This is a genomic window from Streptomyces sp. NPDC007346 (genome assembly GCF_040703535.1).
Classification (GTDB): Bacteria; Actinomycetota; Actinomycetes; order Streptomycetales; family Streptomycetaceae; genus Streptomyces.
The window spans coordinates 1-15,159 of record NZ_JBEYKR010000090.1 but is presented as its reverse complement, the minus strand read 5'-3'; the positions used below and the strand labels follow the sequence as shown (position 1 = coordinate 15,159).

Sequence of the window (15,159 nt, the reverse complement as noted above, 5' to 3'; positions counted from 1 at the left end):
GCCTGCCGGTACGACAACCCGGAGGGCCGGGCCCGCAGGTGAGGCGTACGGTGTTCTCGACAGAGGAGGGGCCTGGGGCGAGACTTGACCGTCAGTAGCCGGCAGCAGGTCGACGTTCCGATGAGGTCCTTAGAGGAAGGTGTCCCAGTGTCCCGCCGCAGAATCGGCTTCTGGTACCGCCTGGCGGCGGTTATCGCCAAGCCGCCATTGGTGGTTCTGTTCAAGCGCGAGTGGCGGGGGATGGAACACATTCCGGCCGACGGCGGATTCATCAGCGCCGTCAATCACAACTCCTATCTGGACCCGCTCTCCTACGGCCACTTCCAGTACAACACCGGGCGCGTGCCCCGGTTCCTGGCGAAGGCCGGCCTCTTCCGCGCCCCCTTCGTCGGGATGATGCTGCGCGGCACCGGCCAGATCCCCGTCTACCGCGAGACGACCAACGCGCTGGACGCCTTCCGGGCCGCCGTCGACGCCATCGAGCGCGGCGAGTGCGTCGCCTTCTACCCCGAGGGCACCCTCACCCGCGACCCCGCCATGTGGCCGATGGCCGGCAAGACCGGCGCCGCCCGGGTCGCCCTGATGACCAAGGCCCCGGTCATCCCCGTCGCCCAGTGGGGCGCCAACCAGGCGATGCCGCCGTACGCCCGGCAGAACAAGCTGCGGCTGTTCCCCCGCAAGACGCTGCGGGTGCAGGCAGGTCCCCCCGTCGACCTCAGCCGCTTCTACGATGTCGAGCCGACGCCCGAAGTGCTGCGGCAGGCGACCGAGGCCATCATGGCCGCGATCACCCGCCAGCTGGAGGACGTACGCGGGGAGAAGGCCCCCGCCGAGCTCTACGATCACCGCAAAGCCCGTGCTGAACAACGGCGCAGGGCGCAGGGAAAGGGATCCACGTGACGCACCCCGTAAAAGCAGCCGTCTTCGGAACCGGCTCATGGGGTACGGCGTTCGCCGTGATCCTCGCCGACGCGGGCTGCGAGGTCACCCTCTGGGGACGCCGCGCCGAGGTCGCCGAGACCGTCAACACCACCCGCACCAACCCCGACTACCTGCCGGGCATCGAACTCCCCGCCTCGATCCGCGCCACCACGGACGCCGCCGAGGCGCTGCGCGGAGCCGAGTTCGCCTTCCTCGTCGTGCCCTCCCAGACGCTGCGCGCCAACCTCGCGGACTGGGCCCCGCACCTGGAGCCCGACACCGTCCTGGTCTCCCTGATGAAGGGCGTCGAGCTGGGCACCGCCAAGCTGATGAGCGAGGTGATCGCGGACGTCGCCAAGGTCTCCGCCGACCGCATCGCCGTCGTCTCCGGCCCCAACCTGGCCAAGGAGATCGCCGAGCGCCGCCCCGCCGCGGCCGTCGTCGCCTGCGCCGACGAGTCCGTCGCCCAGCGCCTCCAGGCCGCCTGCCACACCCCGTACTACCGGCCCTACACCAACACCGACGTGGTCGGCTGCGAGCTGGGCGGCGCCGTGAAGAACGTCATCGGCCTCGCCGTCGGCATCGCGGACGGCATGGGCCTCGGCGACAACACCAAGGGCTCCCTCATCACCCGCGGCCTGGCCGAGACCACCCGCCTGGGCGTGGCCATGGGCGCCGACCCGCTGACGTTCTCCGGACTGGCGGGCCTGGGCGACCTGGTGGCCACCTGCTCCTCGCCGCTCTCGCGCAACCACACCTTCGGCACCAACCTCGGCCGCGGTATGACGCTCCAGGAGACGATCGCCGTCACCAAGCAGACCGCCGAGGGCGTCAAGTCCTGCGAATCGGTCCTCGACCTGGCGCGCAGGCACGGAGTCGACATGCCGATCACGGAAACCGTCGTCTCCATCGTCCACGAGGGCAAGTCGCCGGTCGTGGCCGTCAAGGAGCTGATGTCGCGCAGCGCCAAGGCCGAGCGACGCTGACGTCTCCTTTACCAGCAGGTACGCTCATCGCGATATGAGCAGCGAGAACCTCCCCCAGAGCCCTGAGCGCCCCGAGAGCCCTGAGCAGCAGCGCCGTAAGCCGCGTGTGGCCGTCGTGTTCGGCGGCCGCAGCTCCGAACACGGCATCTCGGTCGTCACGGCCGGCGCCGTCATGAAGGCCATCGACCGGACGAAGTACGACGTCCTGCCGATCGGCATCACGACGGACGGCCGGTGGGCGCTCACCGCGGACGAGCCCGAACGCATGGCCATCACCGACCGCAAGGTCCCCGACGTGGCCCAGCTCGCCGAGTCCGCCGAGGGCAGCGTCACGCTCTCCGTGGACCCCGGCAGCCGCGAGGTCGTCTACAGCGAACCCGGCTCGGTGCCCAAGGCGCTCGGTGAGGTCGACGTCGTCTTCCCCGTGCTGCACGGCCCGTACGGCGAGGACGGCACTCTTCAGGGGCTGCTCGAACTCTCCGGTGTGCCCTACGTCGGCGCGGGCGTCCTCGCCTCGGCCGTCGGCCAGGACAAGGAGTACATGAAGCGCGTCTTCCTCTCCTTCGGGCTGCCGGTCGGACCGTACGAGGTCGTCCGCCCGCGCGAGTGGGACCGCGACCCCTCCGCCGTACGCAAGCGGATCGTGGACTTCGCCGGTGAGCACGGCTGGCCGCTGTTCATCAAGCCCGCCCGCGGCGGCTCGTCCATGGGGATCACCAAGGTCGACGGCCTCGAAGGGCTCGACGCGGCGATCGAGGAGGCCCGCCGCCACGACCCGAAGTTCCTCGTGGAGTCGCTGCTGCGCGGCCGCGAGATCGAGTGCGGGGTGCTGGAGTTCGAGGACGGGCCGCGCGCCAGCGTGCCCGCCGAGATCCCCCCGGTCACCTCGCACGACTTCTACGACTTCGAGGCGAAGTACATCGACTCGGCCGCCGGCCTGGTGCCCGCGCCGCTCACCGAGGAGCAGACCGCCGAGGTCCAGCGGCTCGCCGTCGCCGCCTTCGACGCCACCTCCTGCGAGGGCCTGGTGCGCGCCGACTTCTTCCTCACCGGGGACGGCACCTTCGTCATCAACGAGATCAACACCCTGCCGGGGTTCACCCCGATCTCCATGTACCCGCGCATGTGGCAGGAGAGCGGCGTGAGCTACCCGGAGCTGGTCGACCGGCTGATCCAGGCCGCGTTGACCCGCTCCACCGGGCTGCGCTGACCCACCCGGAGGGCCGGGGCGGCGACGGCCGCCCCGGCCCTCCGTGGCAGGGGCATCCGTCTTCGTGGACCCGGGGGCGCCGCGGCGCAGTACGATCGCCCCGTCAGCGCGCGGAGGATCACGGTGCCGGGGCGGAGAACCGTGGTCGAAGCGCGCCTCACGCGCGGCACCGGACGGGGGTCAGAGGTGGACGACCGGACAGGTCAGGGTGCGTGTGATGCCGTCCACCTGCTGCACCTTGGCGACCACCATGCGGCCGAGCGCGTCGACCGTCTCGGACTGGGCCCGCACGATCACGTCGTACGGACCGGTGACGTCCTCTGCCTGGATGACTCCCGGAATCTTGGAGATGGTCTCGGCGACGATCGACGCCTTGCCCACCTCGGTCTGGATGAGGATGTACGCCTGTACCACGGAACCTCCAGGGCGGCCACGAGGATCATGTGGGGGAAAGGGACGCCACGTTATCGCGTTGCCGAGGGCGACGGGGAGACCTACGGGCCCTATGACGTCCACAGCGTGGCGTGCGGAGTGCGGAAGTTGACGTATCCCTTGTCGGTACCGGCAGCTCTCCTGACGGTACCGACAGCAGTGACGGCTCGCGACCGGGGGCCCGGACGGGTGTCCGGGGCGATAAATGAGAGGTGAGACTCGGTGAAGGGAACCGTGGGCGAGTTGGGGGAGTTCGGGCTCATCAGAGAGCTCACGTCCCGGCTCACCACCACTCCGGCGGTACGGCTGGGGCCCGGCGACGACGCCGCGGTCGTGGCCGCTCCCGACCGCAGGGTCGTGGCCAGTACGGACATCCTGCTGGAAGGGCGGCACTTCCGCCGCGACTGGTCGACGGCGTACGACGTCGGCCGGAAGGCGGCGGCGCAGAACCTCGCCGACATCGCGGCCATGGGCGCGGTGCCCACCGCGCTGCTCCTGGGTCTCGTCGTCCCCGCCGACCTCCCGGTCACCTGGGCCGCCGAGCTGATGGACGGGCTGCGCGACGAGTGCCAGGTGGCGGGGGCGGCCGTCGTCGGCGGTGACGTGGTCGGCGGCGACACCATCACCGTGGCCATCACCGCCCTGGGCGACCTGCGCAACCACGAACCGGTCACCCGGTCCGGCGCCCGCCCCGGCGACGTCGTCGCCGTCACCGGCTGGCTCGGCTGGTCCGCCGCCGGATACGCCGTGCTCGCCCGCGGCTTCCGCTCGCCGCGCGCCTTCGTCGAGGCCCACCGCCGCCCCGAACCGCCCTACCACGCGGGCCCCGCGGCCGCCGGACTCGGCGCCACCGCCATGACCGACGTCAGCGACGGGCTGGTGGCCGACCTCGGGCACATCGCGGAGGCCAGCAAGGTCCGCATCGATCTGCGCTCGGGGCTCATCGACATCCCCTCGCAGATGTCCGACATCGGCCAGGCCGTCGGCGTCGACCCGCTCCAGTGGGTGCTGACCGGGGGAGAGGACCACGCGATCGTGGCGACCTTCCCGCCGGACGCGAAACTCCCCGCCCGCTGGAAGGTGATCGGCGAGGTCCTCAACCCCTCCGCCCTGCCCCAGGTCACCGTCGACGGCGCCCCCTGGACCAGCAAGGGCGGCTGGGACCACTTCGGGGCGATCGAGGACGCCTACTAGCTCCCGCGGCCGTTAGATTGCTGCCCATGCCCATACGTACCGCTGTACCGCCCCGCGTCCTCACCGTCGCCGGATCCGACTCCGGCGGCGGTGCGGGGATCCAGGCCGACCTGAAGACCATGCTCGCCCTCGGTGTGCACGGCATGAGCGTGCTCACCGCCGTCACCGCACAGAACTCCCTCGGCGTCCAGGGCGCGTGGGAGCTTCCGGTGGAGGCCGTACGCGCCCAGTACCGCAGCGTCGTCGACGACATCGGCGTCCAGGCGGTGAAGACCGGGATGCTCGCCTCGGCCGCCTTGGTGGAGACCGTCGCCGAACTCCTCGCCGGGACCGACGCCCCCGTCGTCGTCGACCCGGTCGGGGTCTCCAAGCACGGGGACGCGCTGCTCGCCGCCGAGGCGCTCGACTCCGTACGGACGAAGCTGCTGCCCGTCGCCACGGTGGCCACCCCGAACCTCGACGAAGTGGCCCAGCTCACCGGCGTACAGGTCACCGGCGAGGAGGAGATGCGCCGGGCCGCCGAGGAGATCCTCGCGTTCGGACCGCGCTGGGCGCTTATCAAGGGCGGCCACCTGCCCGGCGAGGCGGTCGACCTGCTCACCGACGGGAGCGCGGAGCACTGGCTGCGCGCCCCCCGGTACGACAACCGGCACACCCACGGCACCGGCTGCACCCTCGCCTCCGCCATCGCCTCGCATCTCGCGCTCGGCCAGGACGTGCCGACGGCGGTGGAGGGCGCGAAGGCGTACGTCACCGGCGCGATCCGGGCCGGATTCCCGCTCGGGGGCGGCATCGGCCCGGTCGACCACGGCTGGCGGACCCGGCCGGCCGGATGACCATGGCCGGCTGATCACAGCCGGCTGAGCACCGTCCGGATGAGCACAGTCCGACTGATCGCAGCCGGCTGAGCACAGCAAAAAGCCGGTCCACCGAGGTGGACCGGCTTTTTGGGCAACCGGAAGGCTGCGCTACGACGGAAACGTCAGCGCGCGACCTTGCCGGCCTTGATGCACGAGGTGCAGACGTTGAGCCGCTTCGGCGTTCGACCGACCACGGCACGCACGCGCTGGATGTTGGGATTCCAGCGACGGGACGTACGGCGGTGCGAGTGCGAAATGCTGTTGCCGAAGCCCGGCCCCTTGCCGCAGACGTCGCAGTTGGCAGCCACGGGTCACTCCAAAGACTTCAGATGCACTTACAGTGAATTCCGGCGCGCCGGAATCATTGAATGAAATGGCGGTACCGGAGGAATGGCCCGACTCTCATCGGGCAACCGAAGCAGCATACAACGCCTGCTTCGGAGATACGAAACTACCACGGGTTGGCCCACCGCCCTCCCGCCCCCTGTCCCGGCCGGGCTCGCGGCAGGGGCCCCGGCAGGCGGGCTAACCTGCGGTGCAGCCCGTTGCCACGGCCGCTTCAAGGAGGACCATCGGTGCCGCAGCTCCCCGACGATCTGGACGCCGTCGCGGTGCGCGCCTGGTGCTCACTGGCCCTGGAGGCACTGGGCCGGGAGCGCGCGGAGATCGACGCGATCAACGTCTATCCCATCGCCGACGGGGACACCGGCACCAACCTCTATCTGACGCTCGAGTCCGCCGCCGCGGCCGTCGAAGCCGTGTTCGCCGCCCACGAGACCGGCACCACCACGCCCGCCACCGCCGACGCCGTACGCGCCATGGCGCACGGCGCCCTCATCGGCGCCCGCGGGAACTCCGGCACGATCCTGGCCCAGCTGCTGCGCGGCATGGCCGGGGTGCTGACCGACGGCGGTGACGCGGCCCACCTGCGCCTCGCCCTGACCCGGGCCGCCGCCGCCGCCCGGCAGGCCGTCGCCCGCCCGGTGGAGGGCACCGTGCTGACCGTCGCCACGGCGGCCGCCGAGGCCGCGCAGGGCGAGGCGGAGGAGGTGCGCGCGGTGGTGAGCGCCGCCTATGAGGGCGCGCGCGCCGCCCTGGCGAAGACCCCGGAGCAGCTCGCCGTGCTCGGCCGGGCCGGAGTGGTGGACGCCGGGGGGCGGGGGCTGGTGGCGGTGCTGGGGGCGCTGGTGGAGGCGGTGACCGGGCAGGCTCCGGTACGGGGGCCTCGCGCCGGGGCCGGGAGGGGGCCCGCTCCGGTGGACGGCGGGTCGGTGGTGGGGCTGCCGGTGGGGGGCGTTCCGGTGGGGGTGGGCCCGGTGCACGGGGCCCCCGGTATCGCGGCGGCCGACGGACCGCTGGACTGCCCCGAGGACGCGGCCGGCTGCGGGCCCGCCTTCGAGGTGATCTACCTCCTGGAGGCCCGCGACGAGCAGGTGGACCGGCTGCGCACCCGGCTCGACGCGCTCGGCGACTCCCTGGTCGTGGTGGGCGGCGACGGGCTCTGGCACGTCCACGTCCATGTCGACGACGCCGGAGCGGCGGTGGAGGCGGGCGTCGAGGCCGGGCGGCCGTACCGGATCCGGATCACCCACTTCGCCACCGAGAGCGGCCACGACGTCCGCGTCCAGGCCGAACCCGCCCGGCGCGCGGTCGTCGTCGTGGTCCCCGGCGACGGCCTGGCCGGGCTCTGCACCGAGGCCGGCGCCACCACCGTGATCGCCCGCCCCGGCGAACCGCCCGCCAGCGGCGAACTGGTCGACGCCATCCGCCGCGCCCACGCCCGCGAGGTGGTGCTCCTGCCCAACGACGCGGCCCTGCGCCACACCGCGGCGGCCGCCGCCGAACAGGCCAGGACCGAGGGGGTCAGGGTCGCCCTCGTCCCCACCCGCGCCGCCGTCCAGGGCATCGCGGCCCTCGCCGTCCACGAACCGGACCGCGGCTTCGACGAGGACGTGGTCGCCATGACCGCCGCCGCCGGCGCCACCCGCTACGCCGAACTGGCCGTCGCCGAGCGGCAGTCGTGGACCATGGCGGGCGTCTGCCAGGCCGGGGACATCCTCGGCCTGATCGACGGGGACGTGGCCGTGATCGGCGCCGACGTCCCGGCCACCGCCCGCACCGTGCTGGACCGGATGCTGGCGGCCGGCGGCGAACTGGTCACCCTCGTCCTGGGCGAGGACGTCCCGGACGCGCTCGCCGAGGTGCTGGAGGAGCACGTACGCGAGGGCTACCTCGCCGTGGACACCGTCGTCTACCGGGGCGGACACCAGCGCGCCCCCCTGCTGATCGGCGTCGAGTAGCCGGCCGGCCCTCCCGCGCCGTCGTGCCCGGCGGACAGTTGTCAGTGGTGTGGTGTGCAATGGATCGCGTGTCCTCGTTCGATGAACCTCTCAAGAAGCTGCTCGGCGGAGCCACCGCGAAGGTGATGGCCGAACACCTCGACCTGCACACGGTCGGTGATCTGCTGCACCACTACCCGCGGCGGTACGAGGAGCGCGGCAAGCTGACCGCGCTGGCCGACCTCCCGCTGGACGAGCACGTCACGGTGGTCGCGCAGGTCGCCGACGCCCGCATCCTGATGTTCAACAACGGCCGGGGCAAGCGCCTCGAGGTCACCCTGACCGACGGCAGCGGCCGCCTCCAGCTGGTCTTCTTCGGCCACGGCGTCCACAAGCCGCACAAGGAGCTGCTCCCGGGCCGCCAGGCGATGTTCGCGGGGAAGGTCTCCGTCTTCAACCGCAAGATGCAGCTCGCCCACCCCACGTACCAACTGCTCGACGCCTCCGACGCCGACGAGGCGACCGAGGCCGTGGACGCCTTCGCCGGACGGCTGCTGCCGATCTACCCCGCCTGCAAGCAGCTGGACTCCTGGCGGATCGCCAAGGCGGTGGACGCCGTCCTGCCCAGCGCCCAGGACGCGGTGGACCCGCTGCCCGCCGCCCTGCGCGAGGGGCGCGGCTTCACCCCGCTGCCCGAGGCCCTGCTCAAGGTGCACCGGCCGCAGACGAAGGCGGACGTCGAGGACGCCAGGGCCCGGCTCAAGTGGGACGAGGCGTTCGTCCTCCAGGTCGCCCTGGCCCGCCGGCGGTACGCGGACACCCAGCTGCCCGCCGTCGCCCGCCGCCCGGTCGCCGACGGCCTGCTGGACGCGTTCGACGCCAAGCTCCCGTTCACCCTCACCGAGGGCCAGGAGAAGGTCAGCAAGGAGATCTTCGACGACCTGGCCACCGAGCACCCGATGCACCGCCTCCTCCAGGGCGAGGTGGGCTCCGGGAAGACGATGGTGGCCCTGCGCGCCATGCTCGCCGTGGTGGACGCGGGCGGCCAGGCCGCGATGCTCGCCCCCACCGAGGTCCTGGCCCAGCAGCACCACCGGTCCATCACCGAGATGATGGGCGAGCTGGCCGAGGGCGGCATGCTGGGCGGCTCGGACCGGGGCACCAAGGTCGTCCTGCTCACCGGCTCCATGGGCATGGCCGCCCGCCGTCAGGCCCTGCTCGACCTGGTCACCGGCGAGGCCGGGATCGTCATCGGCACCCACGCCCTCATCGAGGACAAGGTGCACTTCCACGACCTGGGCCTGGTCGTCGTGGACGAGCAGCACCGCTTCGGCGTCGAGCAGCGGGACGCGTTGCGTTCCAAGGGGAAGCAGCCGCCCCACCTCCTCGTCATGACCGCCACCCCCATTCCCCGTACGGTCGCGATGACGGTCTTCGGCGACCTGGAGACCTCCGTCCTGGACCAGCTCCCGGCCGGCCGCTCCCCGATCGCCAGCCATGTCGTCCCCGCCAAGGACAAGCCGCACTTCCTCGCCCGCGCCTGGGAGCGCGTCCGCGAGGAGGTGGAGAACGGCCACCAGGCGTACGTGGTCTGCCCCCGTATCGGCGACGACGCGGAGGAGGCCGAGGGCAAGGGCGGGAAGAAGGCGAAGGCCAAGAAGGCGGCGCCCGAGGAGGACGGGGACAAGCGCCCGCCGCTCGCGGTGCTGGAGATCGCCGAGGGGCTCCGCAAGGGCGCACTGGCCGGACTGAGCGTCGAGGTGCTGCACGGGAGGATGCACCCCGACGAGAAGGACGACGTCATGCGCCGGTTCGCCGCCGGGGACGTGGACGTCCTGGTCGCCACCACCGTCATCGAGGTCGGGGTCAACGTCCCCAACGCCACCGCCATGGTGATCATGGACGCCGACCGGTTCGGCGTCTCCCAGCTCCACCAGCTCCGCGGCCGCGTCGGCCGGGGCTCGGCCCCCGGGCTCTGCCTGCTGGTCAGCGAGGCCCACGAGGCGAGCCCCGCCCGTGCCCGCCTCTCCGCCGTCGCCGCCACCCTCGACGGCTTCGAGCTCTCCCGCATCGACCTGGAGCAGCGCCGTGAGGGCGACGTGCTGGGCCAGGCCCAGTCCGGGGTGCGCTCCTCGCTGCGGATGCTCACCGTCATCGACGACGAGGAGGTCATCGCCGCCGCCCGCGAGGAGGCCGTCGCGATCGTCGCCGCCGACCCGGAGCTGGAGCACCTGCCGGAGCTGCGCACGGTGCTGTCCGCCCTGCTCGACAAGGACCGCGAGGAGTATCTCGACAAGGGGTGAGGGGCAGGGGGAGTGTTTCGACAGGGGGTGAGGGCGCAGGGGGGCACCACGGCAAGGAGCGAGGGCGCAGGGAGGAGCATCCAGGCAAGCAGCGAGGGCGCAGGGGGTCCCGCCGATCGGGCCGGTGCGGGCCGCACGCCATATCGTGGACGCACGGCACGCACCCGCCGCGTGCCCCCGTAGACGCCCCCGACCCCGAGGACCCGACACCCATGACCCGCGTGATCGCCGGATCGGCCGGCGGACGCCGCCTGGCCGTACCGCCCGGCACCGGCACCCGCCCCACCTCCGACCGTGCGCGGGAGGGCCTCTTCTCCACCTGGGAGGCGCTGCTCGGCACCCTCGAAGGCGTCCGCGTCGCCGACCTGTACGCAGGATCGGGCGCCGTCGGCCTCGAAGCGCTCTCCCGGGGCGCGGTCCACGCCCTGCTCGTCGAGGCCGACCAGAAGGCGGTGCGCACCGTCCGGGACAACGTCCGCACCCTCGGCCTGCCCGGCGCCGAGGTGCGTACCGGCAAAGCCGAGCAGACCGTGACAGGACCGGCGCCCTCCCACCCGTACGACATCGTCTTCCTGGACCCGCCGTACGCCGTCACCGACGACGATCTTCGCGAGATCCTGCTCACACTCCGTGCTCAGGGGTGGCTCACAGCCGATGCGCTCGTCACCGTGGAACGCAGCACCCGGGGCGGAGAATTCGGCTGGCCCGCCGGATTCGAGCCACTGCGGGCCCGTCGCTACGGCGAGGGAACGCTTTGGTACGGTCGCGCCGCCGCTACGTGCGAAGACGCACGATGACCGGACCGGAGAGCGAGGGAATCACAGTGCGCCGCGCCGTCTGTCCGGGGTCTTTCGACCCCATCACCAACGGACATCTCGACATCATCCAACGAGCCTCGAAGCTGTACGACGTGGTGCACGTCGCGGTGATGATCAACCAGTCCAAGAAAGGACTGTTCACCGTGGACGAGCGGATCGAGCTGATCCGCGAGGTCACCGCCGACTTCGGCAACGTCGAGGTGGAGTCCTTCCACGGCCTGCTGGTCGACTTCTGCAAGCAGCGGGAGATCCCGGCGATCGTGAAGGGCCTGCGGGCCGTCAGCGACTTCGACTACGAGCTCCAGATGGCCCAGATGAACAACGGTCTCTCGGGCGTCGAAACGCTCTTCGTGCCGACCAATCCGACGTACAGCTTCCTGTCGTCCTCGCTGGTCAAGGAGGTCGCGACCTGGGGTGGCGACGTCTCCCACCTGCTGCCGCCGGCGGTCCACGAGGCGCTCACCGGGCGGCTGGAGGAGCGCTGAATCCCTGACGGGGCGTCACCAGGTGTCGGGCGGCCGTCGACTGGCCTTACAGTCGTCCCGTCCGTCTCCAACAGAGCAGCAGAGAGTGGCGAGCACACGGTGGACGTGCAGAAGAAGCTCGACGAGATCGTCGAAGCGGTCGGGAACGCCCGCGCCATGCCCATGTCGGCCTCGTGCGTGGTCAACCGCGCCGAGCTGCTCGCCATGCTCGAAGAGGTGCGCGAGGCCCTGCCCGGCTCGCTCGCCCACGCCCAGGAGCTGATCGGCGGCCAGGAGCAGTTCGCCGAGCAGGCCCGGCAGGAGGCCGAGCGGATCATCCAGTCCGCCCACGCCCAGCGCTCCTCGCTGATCGCCGAGACGGAGATCGCCCGCCAGTCGCAGAGCGAGGCCGACCGGATCCTCTCCGAGGCCCGCCGCGAGGCGGACGAGGTGCGGGCCGAGGCCGACGACTACGTCGACAGCAAGCTCGCCAACTTCGAGGTCGTCCTCACCAAGACCATCGGCTCCGTGGACCGTGGCCGCGAGAAGCTGCTCGGCCGTGGCCAGGGCCTGGACGAGCAGGGCTACCAGGACCCGGACTTCGCCGAGGCCCCCGAGCGCAGCGCCGACCCCGAGACGCTCAAGCAGCGGGCCGACGCGTACGTGGACGCCAAGTTCGGCGCCTTCGAGGCGGTGCTCGCCAAGACCCTGGAGGCGGTCGGCCGCGGCCGGCAGAAGCTGCACGGCCGGGTCGCCTCCGACGACCTCGGGGCCCACATGGCCGCCCAGGACGCGGCGGGCGCCCAGGGCCACACCAGCGACGCCGACTACCTGGCCGGCCTCGCCGACCTCGCGACCCCCGAGCCGCAGCAGGCGCCTCAGCAGCCGCTCTACCAGGAGCAGCAGCCGGAGTACCCGCCCCGGCCGCCGCAGGCCGAGCCGGGCTACGCGCAGGCGGAGTACGGACAGGCCGAGTACGCGCAGGCGTCGTACGGCTACCAGGAGCAGCAGTCCCAGCAGCCCACGCAGACCGGCCAGGACCCCTACGGCTACCAGCAGGTCCCGGACCCGTACGCGGCCTACCAGCAGCCCGCCTACGACCCCGGCCCGTACCCGTCCCAGCCGCCGCAGGCCCAGCCGGACTACGGATGGCAGCAGCCCCAGGTGCCCGCCCAGCAGGGCCAGGGCGCGCTGGACGAGACCAGCCTCTTCGACACCAGCATGATCGACCTGGAACAGCTGCGCCGCTACGAAGAGGGCCGCTGACCGCCCAGGGCCGCCGACCTCGGGCCGGACCGGTCCGATTGGGTGCTGAGCGGTCCGTCCAGTATCCTGAATCCTCGGTCGCACATAGGTCCGCGATCTCGGCTGCCCGTTTCGTCTACGAATCGGGACGATTTGACTCCGGACCGTAGACGGCCCTCCCTTTTGGCGCACGACCCCCCATGATTCGAAAGCAGGAAACGCCCTGAACGGCCACCTCGACCACCGCAACCCTCTCGTGTTCGATACGCGCGAGCTGGGTCGGCGTCCAGGTGCCCTGAAGCGGCTGACCCGCACGGTGGACGCACCCGGTTCACCGGTTCTCGGTATCGACGGCGTCATCGGCGTGCCGGAAGGCGCGCCCCTGGAGCTGGACCTCCGACTCGAATCGGTCATGGAAGGGGTGCTTGTCACAGGCACCGCCCGTGCAACCGCCCAGGGGGAGTGCGTAAGGTGTCTGGAGCCGCTGACCATTGAGGTCGACGCGGATTTCCAGGAGATGTTCTCGTACCCTGACGCCGATGACCGGGGCCGCAGCAGTGCGGCGGACCCGGCCGACGACGCCGAGGACGACGAGGACAGGTTCTTCCTCGAGGACGGCTTGTTCGACCTCGAGTCAGTGCTGCGTGACGCGGTAGTGCTCGCACTGCCCATGCAGCCGGTGTGCAAGGAGACCTGCGCCGGTCTGTGTTCCGAATGCGGAATCAGGCTGGACGAGAACCCGGGCCACCACCACGACGCCGTCGACATCCGTTGGGCGGCACTGCAAGGACTCGCCGAGACCGTTCAGGACGGCGAGAAGGACAACATGGGCGGCGCCGAACCGGGCGTCGACGAGAAGCAGGAGAAGTAGCCGTGGCTGTTCCGAAGCGGAAGATGTCGCGCAGCAACACGCGCCACCGCCGGTCGCAGTGGAAGGCTGCGGTCCCCACCCTGGTTTCGTGCGAGCGTTGCCAGGAGCCGAAGCTCCAGCACATTGCGTGCCCGAGCTGCGGCACCTACAACAAGCGCCAGGTCCTCGAGGTCTGAGCGGCTGGTGAGAGGCCCGATGTCTGAGTTGTCCAGCGCCAAGAAGCAGGCAGACAACGTCAACACAGCCTCGTCCCACACGCTTCTGGAAGGGCGGCTCGGGTATCACCTCGAGTCCGCCCTTCTGGTGCGTGCGCTGACCCACCGTTCGTACGCGTACGAGAACGGCGGCCTGCCCACCAACGAGCGGCTCGAATTCCTCGGGGATTCGGTGCTCGGCCTGGTGGTCACGGACACGCTGTACCGCACCCACCCCGACCTGCCCGAAGGCCAGCTGGCCAAGTTGCGGGCCGCGGTGGTCAACTCGCGTGCGCTTGCGGAAGTGGGCCGCGGCCTCGAACTCGGCTCCTTCATCCGGCTCGGCCGCGGTGAAGAGGGCACGGGTGGCCGGGACAAGGCTTCCATCCTCGCCGACACACTGGAAGCAGTGATCGGCGCGGTCTATCTCGACCAGGGCCTCAGCGCGGCCTCGGAGCTGGTCCACCGGCTCTTCGACCCGCTGATCGACAGGTCCTCGAACCTCGGCGCCGGCCTGGACTGGAAGACCAGTCTCCAGGAGCTCACCGCGAGCGAGAGCCTCGGAGTCCCCGAGTACCTCGTCACGGAGACCGGCCCGGACCACGAGAAGACCTTCACTGCTGCTGCTCGCGTCGGTGGTGTCTCGTACGGCACCGGCACCGGCCGTAGCAAGAAGGAAGCGGAGCAGCAGGCGGCGGAGTCCGCCTGGCGCGAGATCAGCGCCGCCGCTGAGGCACGGCAGGCCGCGGAGAAGTCCGCGGCCGACGGAGGGGCCGCCGACACCCCTGTCGAACCGTCGCCGAAGACGGACGCGGCTCCGGCCTGAAGCACAACTGTGAACCCCTCGGTGCCTCGCGCACCGGGGGGTTTTCCCTGCCCCAGGGGTGCCCGTGCCGGGCCTCCCGTACGTTCCGGGGAGCCGGTTCCGCGCCCCCGTACCACCGTCGTCGTGTCTGGAGTGGTCCACCGTGCCCGAGCTGCCCGAGGTCGAAGTCGTACGCCGGGGCCTGGAGCGCTGGGTCAGCGGCCGTACCGTCACCGACGTCGAGGTCCTGCACCCGCGCTCGGTCCGCCGGCATCTCGCGGGCGGCCCCGACTTCGCGGCCCGGCTGCGCGGGGTCCGCTTCGGTACGGCGATGCGGCGCGGCAAGTACCTCTGGGTGCCGATCGACGAGGCCGCCTCCTCGCTGCTGGGCCACCTCGGCATGAGCGGACAGCTGCTGGTGCAGCCCACGGACGCGCCCGACGAGAAGCACCTGCGGATCCGGATGCGGTTCGACGACGCGCCACAAAGGCCAGTTGCATCAACGCACATCCTCTGCCCGCAGCAACGCGCTCAACTGGCTCGCCACACGCTCGGGGTTCAGGCGAGTGAAGCACAG

At 71.4% G+C, this 15,159-nt stretch carries 16 protein-coding genes; 14 read left to right on the top strand and 2 right to left on the bottom strand.

Features of this window, described 5'->3' with window-relative positions; all coding sequences use genetic code 11:
- Window positions 1-147 precede the first annotated feature (147 nt).
- From AB0917_RS22355 to AB0917_RS22345, 3 genes are read left to right on the top strand one after another with little or no spacing between them, the layout of a single operon-like run.
- The gene (locus AB0917_RS22355; RefSeq protein WP_366821381.1) at window positions 148-900 is read left to right on the top strand and encodes a lysophospholipid acyltransferase family protein; all 753 of its coding nucleotides are present in this window, start codon (window positions 148-150) and stop codon (window positions 898-900) included.
- Window positions 897-1,907: an NAD(P)H-dependent glycerol-3-phosphate dehydrogenase gene (locus AB0917_RS22350; protein WP_366821380.1), complete on the top strand. Its 1,011-nt coding sequence runs from the start codon at window positions 897-899 to the stop codon at window positions 1,905-1,907. Before AB0917_RS22355 ends, AB0917_RS22350 begins: the two co-directional genes overlap by 4 nt.
- A gap of 34 nt (window positions 1,908-1,941) precedes the next feature.
- On the top strand, window positions 1,942-3,117 hold the full coding sequence (locus AB0917_RS22345) for a D-alanine--D-alanine ligase family protein (RefSeq protein WP_366821379.1): 1,176 nt from the start codon (window positions 1,942-1,944) through the stop codon (window positions 3,115-3,117).
- A gap of 180 nt (window positions 3,118-3,297) precedes the next feature.
- Here AB0917_RS22345 and AB0917_RS22340 read toward each other — a convergent pair whose 3' ends face one another.
- Complete coding sequence (locus tag AB0917_RS22340; protein ID WP_366821378.1) at window positions 3,298-3,531, bottom strand: Lrp/AsnC ligand binding domain-containing protein; 234 nt, start codon at window positions 3,529-3,531, stop codon at window positions 3,298-3,300.
- 240 nt (window positions 3,532-3,771) lie between these two features.
- Between AB0917_RS22340 and AB0917_RS22335 the strand changes: the two genes are divergently transcribed.
- Together AB0917_RS22335 and thiD are read left to right on the top strand one after the other, a co-directional pair.
- The gene (locus AB0917_RS22335) at window positions 3,772-4,743 is read left to right on the top strand and encodes a thiamine-phosphate kinase (RefSeq protein ID WP_366821377.1); all 972 of its coding nucleotides are present in this window, start codon (window positions 3,772-3,774) and stop codon (window positions 4,741-4,743) included.
- Window positions 4,744-4,769: 26 nt separating this feature from the next.
- Window positions 4,770-5,579: a bifunctional hydroxymethylpyrimidine kinase/phosphomethylpyrimidine kinase gene (thiD, locus tag AB0917_RS22330; protein ID WP_366821376.1), complete on the top strand. Its 810-nt coding sequence runs from the start codon at window positions 4,770-4,772 to the stop codon at window positions 5,577-5,579.
- A 146-nt stretch (window positions 5,580-5,725) separates the two neighbouring features.
- Here the strand turns inward: thiD and rpmB are convergent, their stop codons facing one another.
- On the bottom strand, window positions 5,726-5,911 hold the full coding sequence (gene rpmB, locus AB0917_RS22325; protein ID WP_019762972.1) for a 50S ribosomal protein L28: 186 nt from the start codon (window positions 5,909-5,911) through the stop codon (window positions 5,726-5,728).
- A gap of 267 nt (window positions 5,912-6,178) precedes the next feature.
- Here rpmB and AB0917_RS22320 point away from each other — a divergent pair, with 267 nt between their 5' ends.
- The 9 genes from AB0917_RS22320 to AB0917_RS22280 form a co-directional block, all read left to right on the top strand.
- A complete protein-coding gene (locus AB0917_RS22320) occupies window positions 6,179-7,903 on the top strand; it encodes a DAK2 domain-containing protein (RefSeq protein WP_366821375.1) in 1,725 nt (574 codons plus the stop codon).
- A 59-nt stretch (window positions 7,904-7,962) separates the two neighbouring features.
- A complete protein-coding gene (gene recG / locus AB0917_RS22315) occupies window positions 7,963-10,185 on the top strand; it encodes an ATP-dependent DNA helicase RecG (RefSeq protein ID WP_366821374.1) in 2,223 nt (740 codons plus the stop codon).
- Window positions 10,186-10,397: 212 nt separating this feature from the next.
- Window positions 10,398-10,982: a 16S rRNA (guanine(966)-N(2))-methyltransferase RsmD gene (rsmD, locus tag AB0917_RS22310; RefSeq protein ID WP_366821372.1), complete on the top strand. Its 585-nt coding sequence runs from the start codon at window positions 10,398-10,400 to the stop codon at window positions 10,980-10,982.
- Between the two features lie 26 nt (window positions 10,983-11,008).
- The gene (gene coaD / locus AB0917_RS22305) at window positions 11,009-11,488 is read left to right on the top strand and encodes a pantetheine-phosphate adenylyltransferase (RefSeq protein WP_366821393.1); all 480 of its coding nucleotides are present in this window, start codon (window positions 11,009-11,011) and stop codon (window positions 11,486-11,488) included.
- 99 nt (window positions 11,489-11,587) lie between these two features.
- A complete protein-coding gene (locus tag AB0917_RS22300; protein WP_366821371.1) occupies window positions 11,588-12,733 on the top strand; it encodes a cell division initiation protein in 1,146 nt (381 codons plus the stop codon).
- A 235-nt stretch (window positions 12,734-12,968) separates the two neighbouring features.
- Window positions 12,969-13,583 carry a DUF177 domain-containing protein gene (locus AB0917_RS22295; RefSeq protein WP_366821370.1) on the top strand — a complete coding sequence of 205 codons (615 nt, stop codon included), beginning with the start codon at window positions 12,969-12,971 and terminating at the stop codon, window positions 13,581-13,583.
- A 2-nt stretch (window positions 13,584-13,585) separates the two neighbouring features.
- Complete coding sequence (gene rpmF, locus AB0917_RS22290) at window positions 13,586-13,759, top strand: 50S ribosomal protein L32 (protein WP_003965982.1); 174 nt, start codon at window positions 13,586-13,588, stop codon at window positions 13,757-13,759.
- Window positions 13,760-13,778: 19 nt separating this feature from the next.
- Window positions 13,779-14,603 carry a ribonuclease III gene (rnc, locus tag AB0917_RS22285; RefSeq protein ID WP_366821369.1) on the top strand — a complete coding sequence of 275 codons (825 nt, stop codon included), beginning with the start codon at window positions 13,779-13,781 and terminating at the stop codon, window positions 14,601-14,603.
- A gap of 142 nt (window positions 14,604-14,745) precedes the next feature.
- Window positions 14,746-15,159, top strand: a 414-nt coding sequence (locus AB0917_RS22280) for a DNA-formamidopyrimidine glycosylase family protein (protein ID WP_366821368.1), incomplete at its 3' end; no start/stop codon positions are given.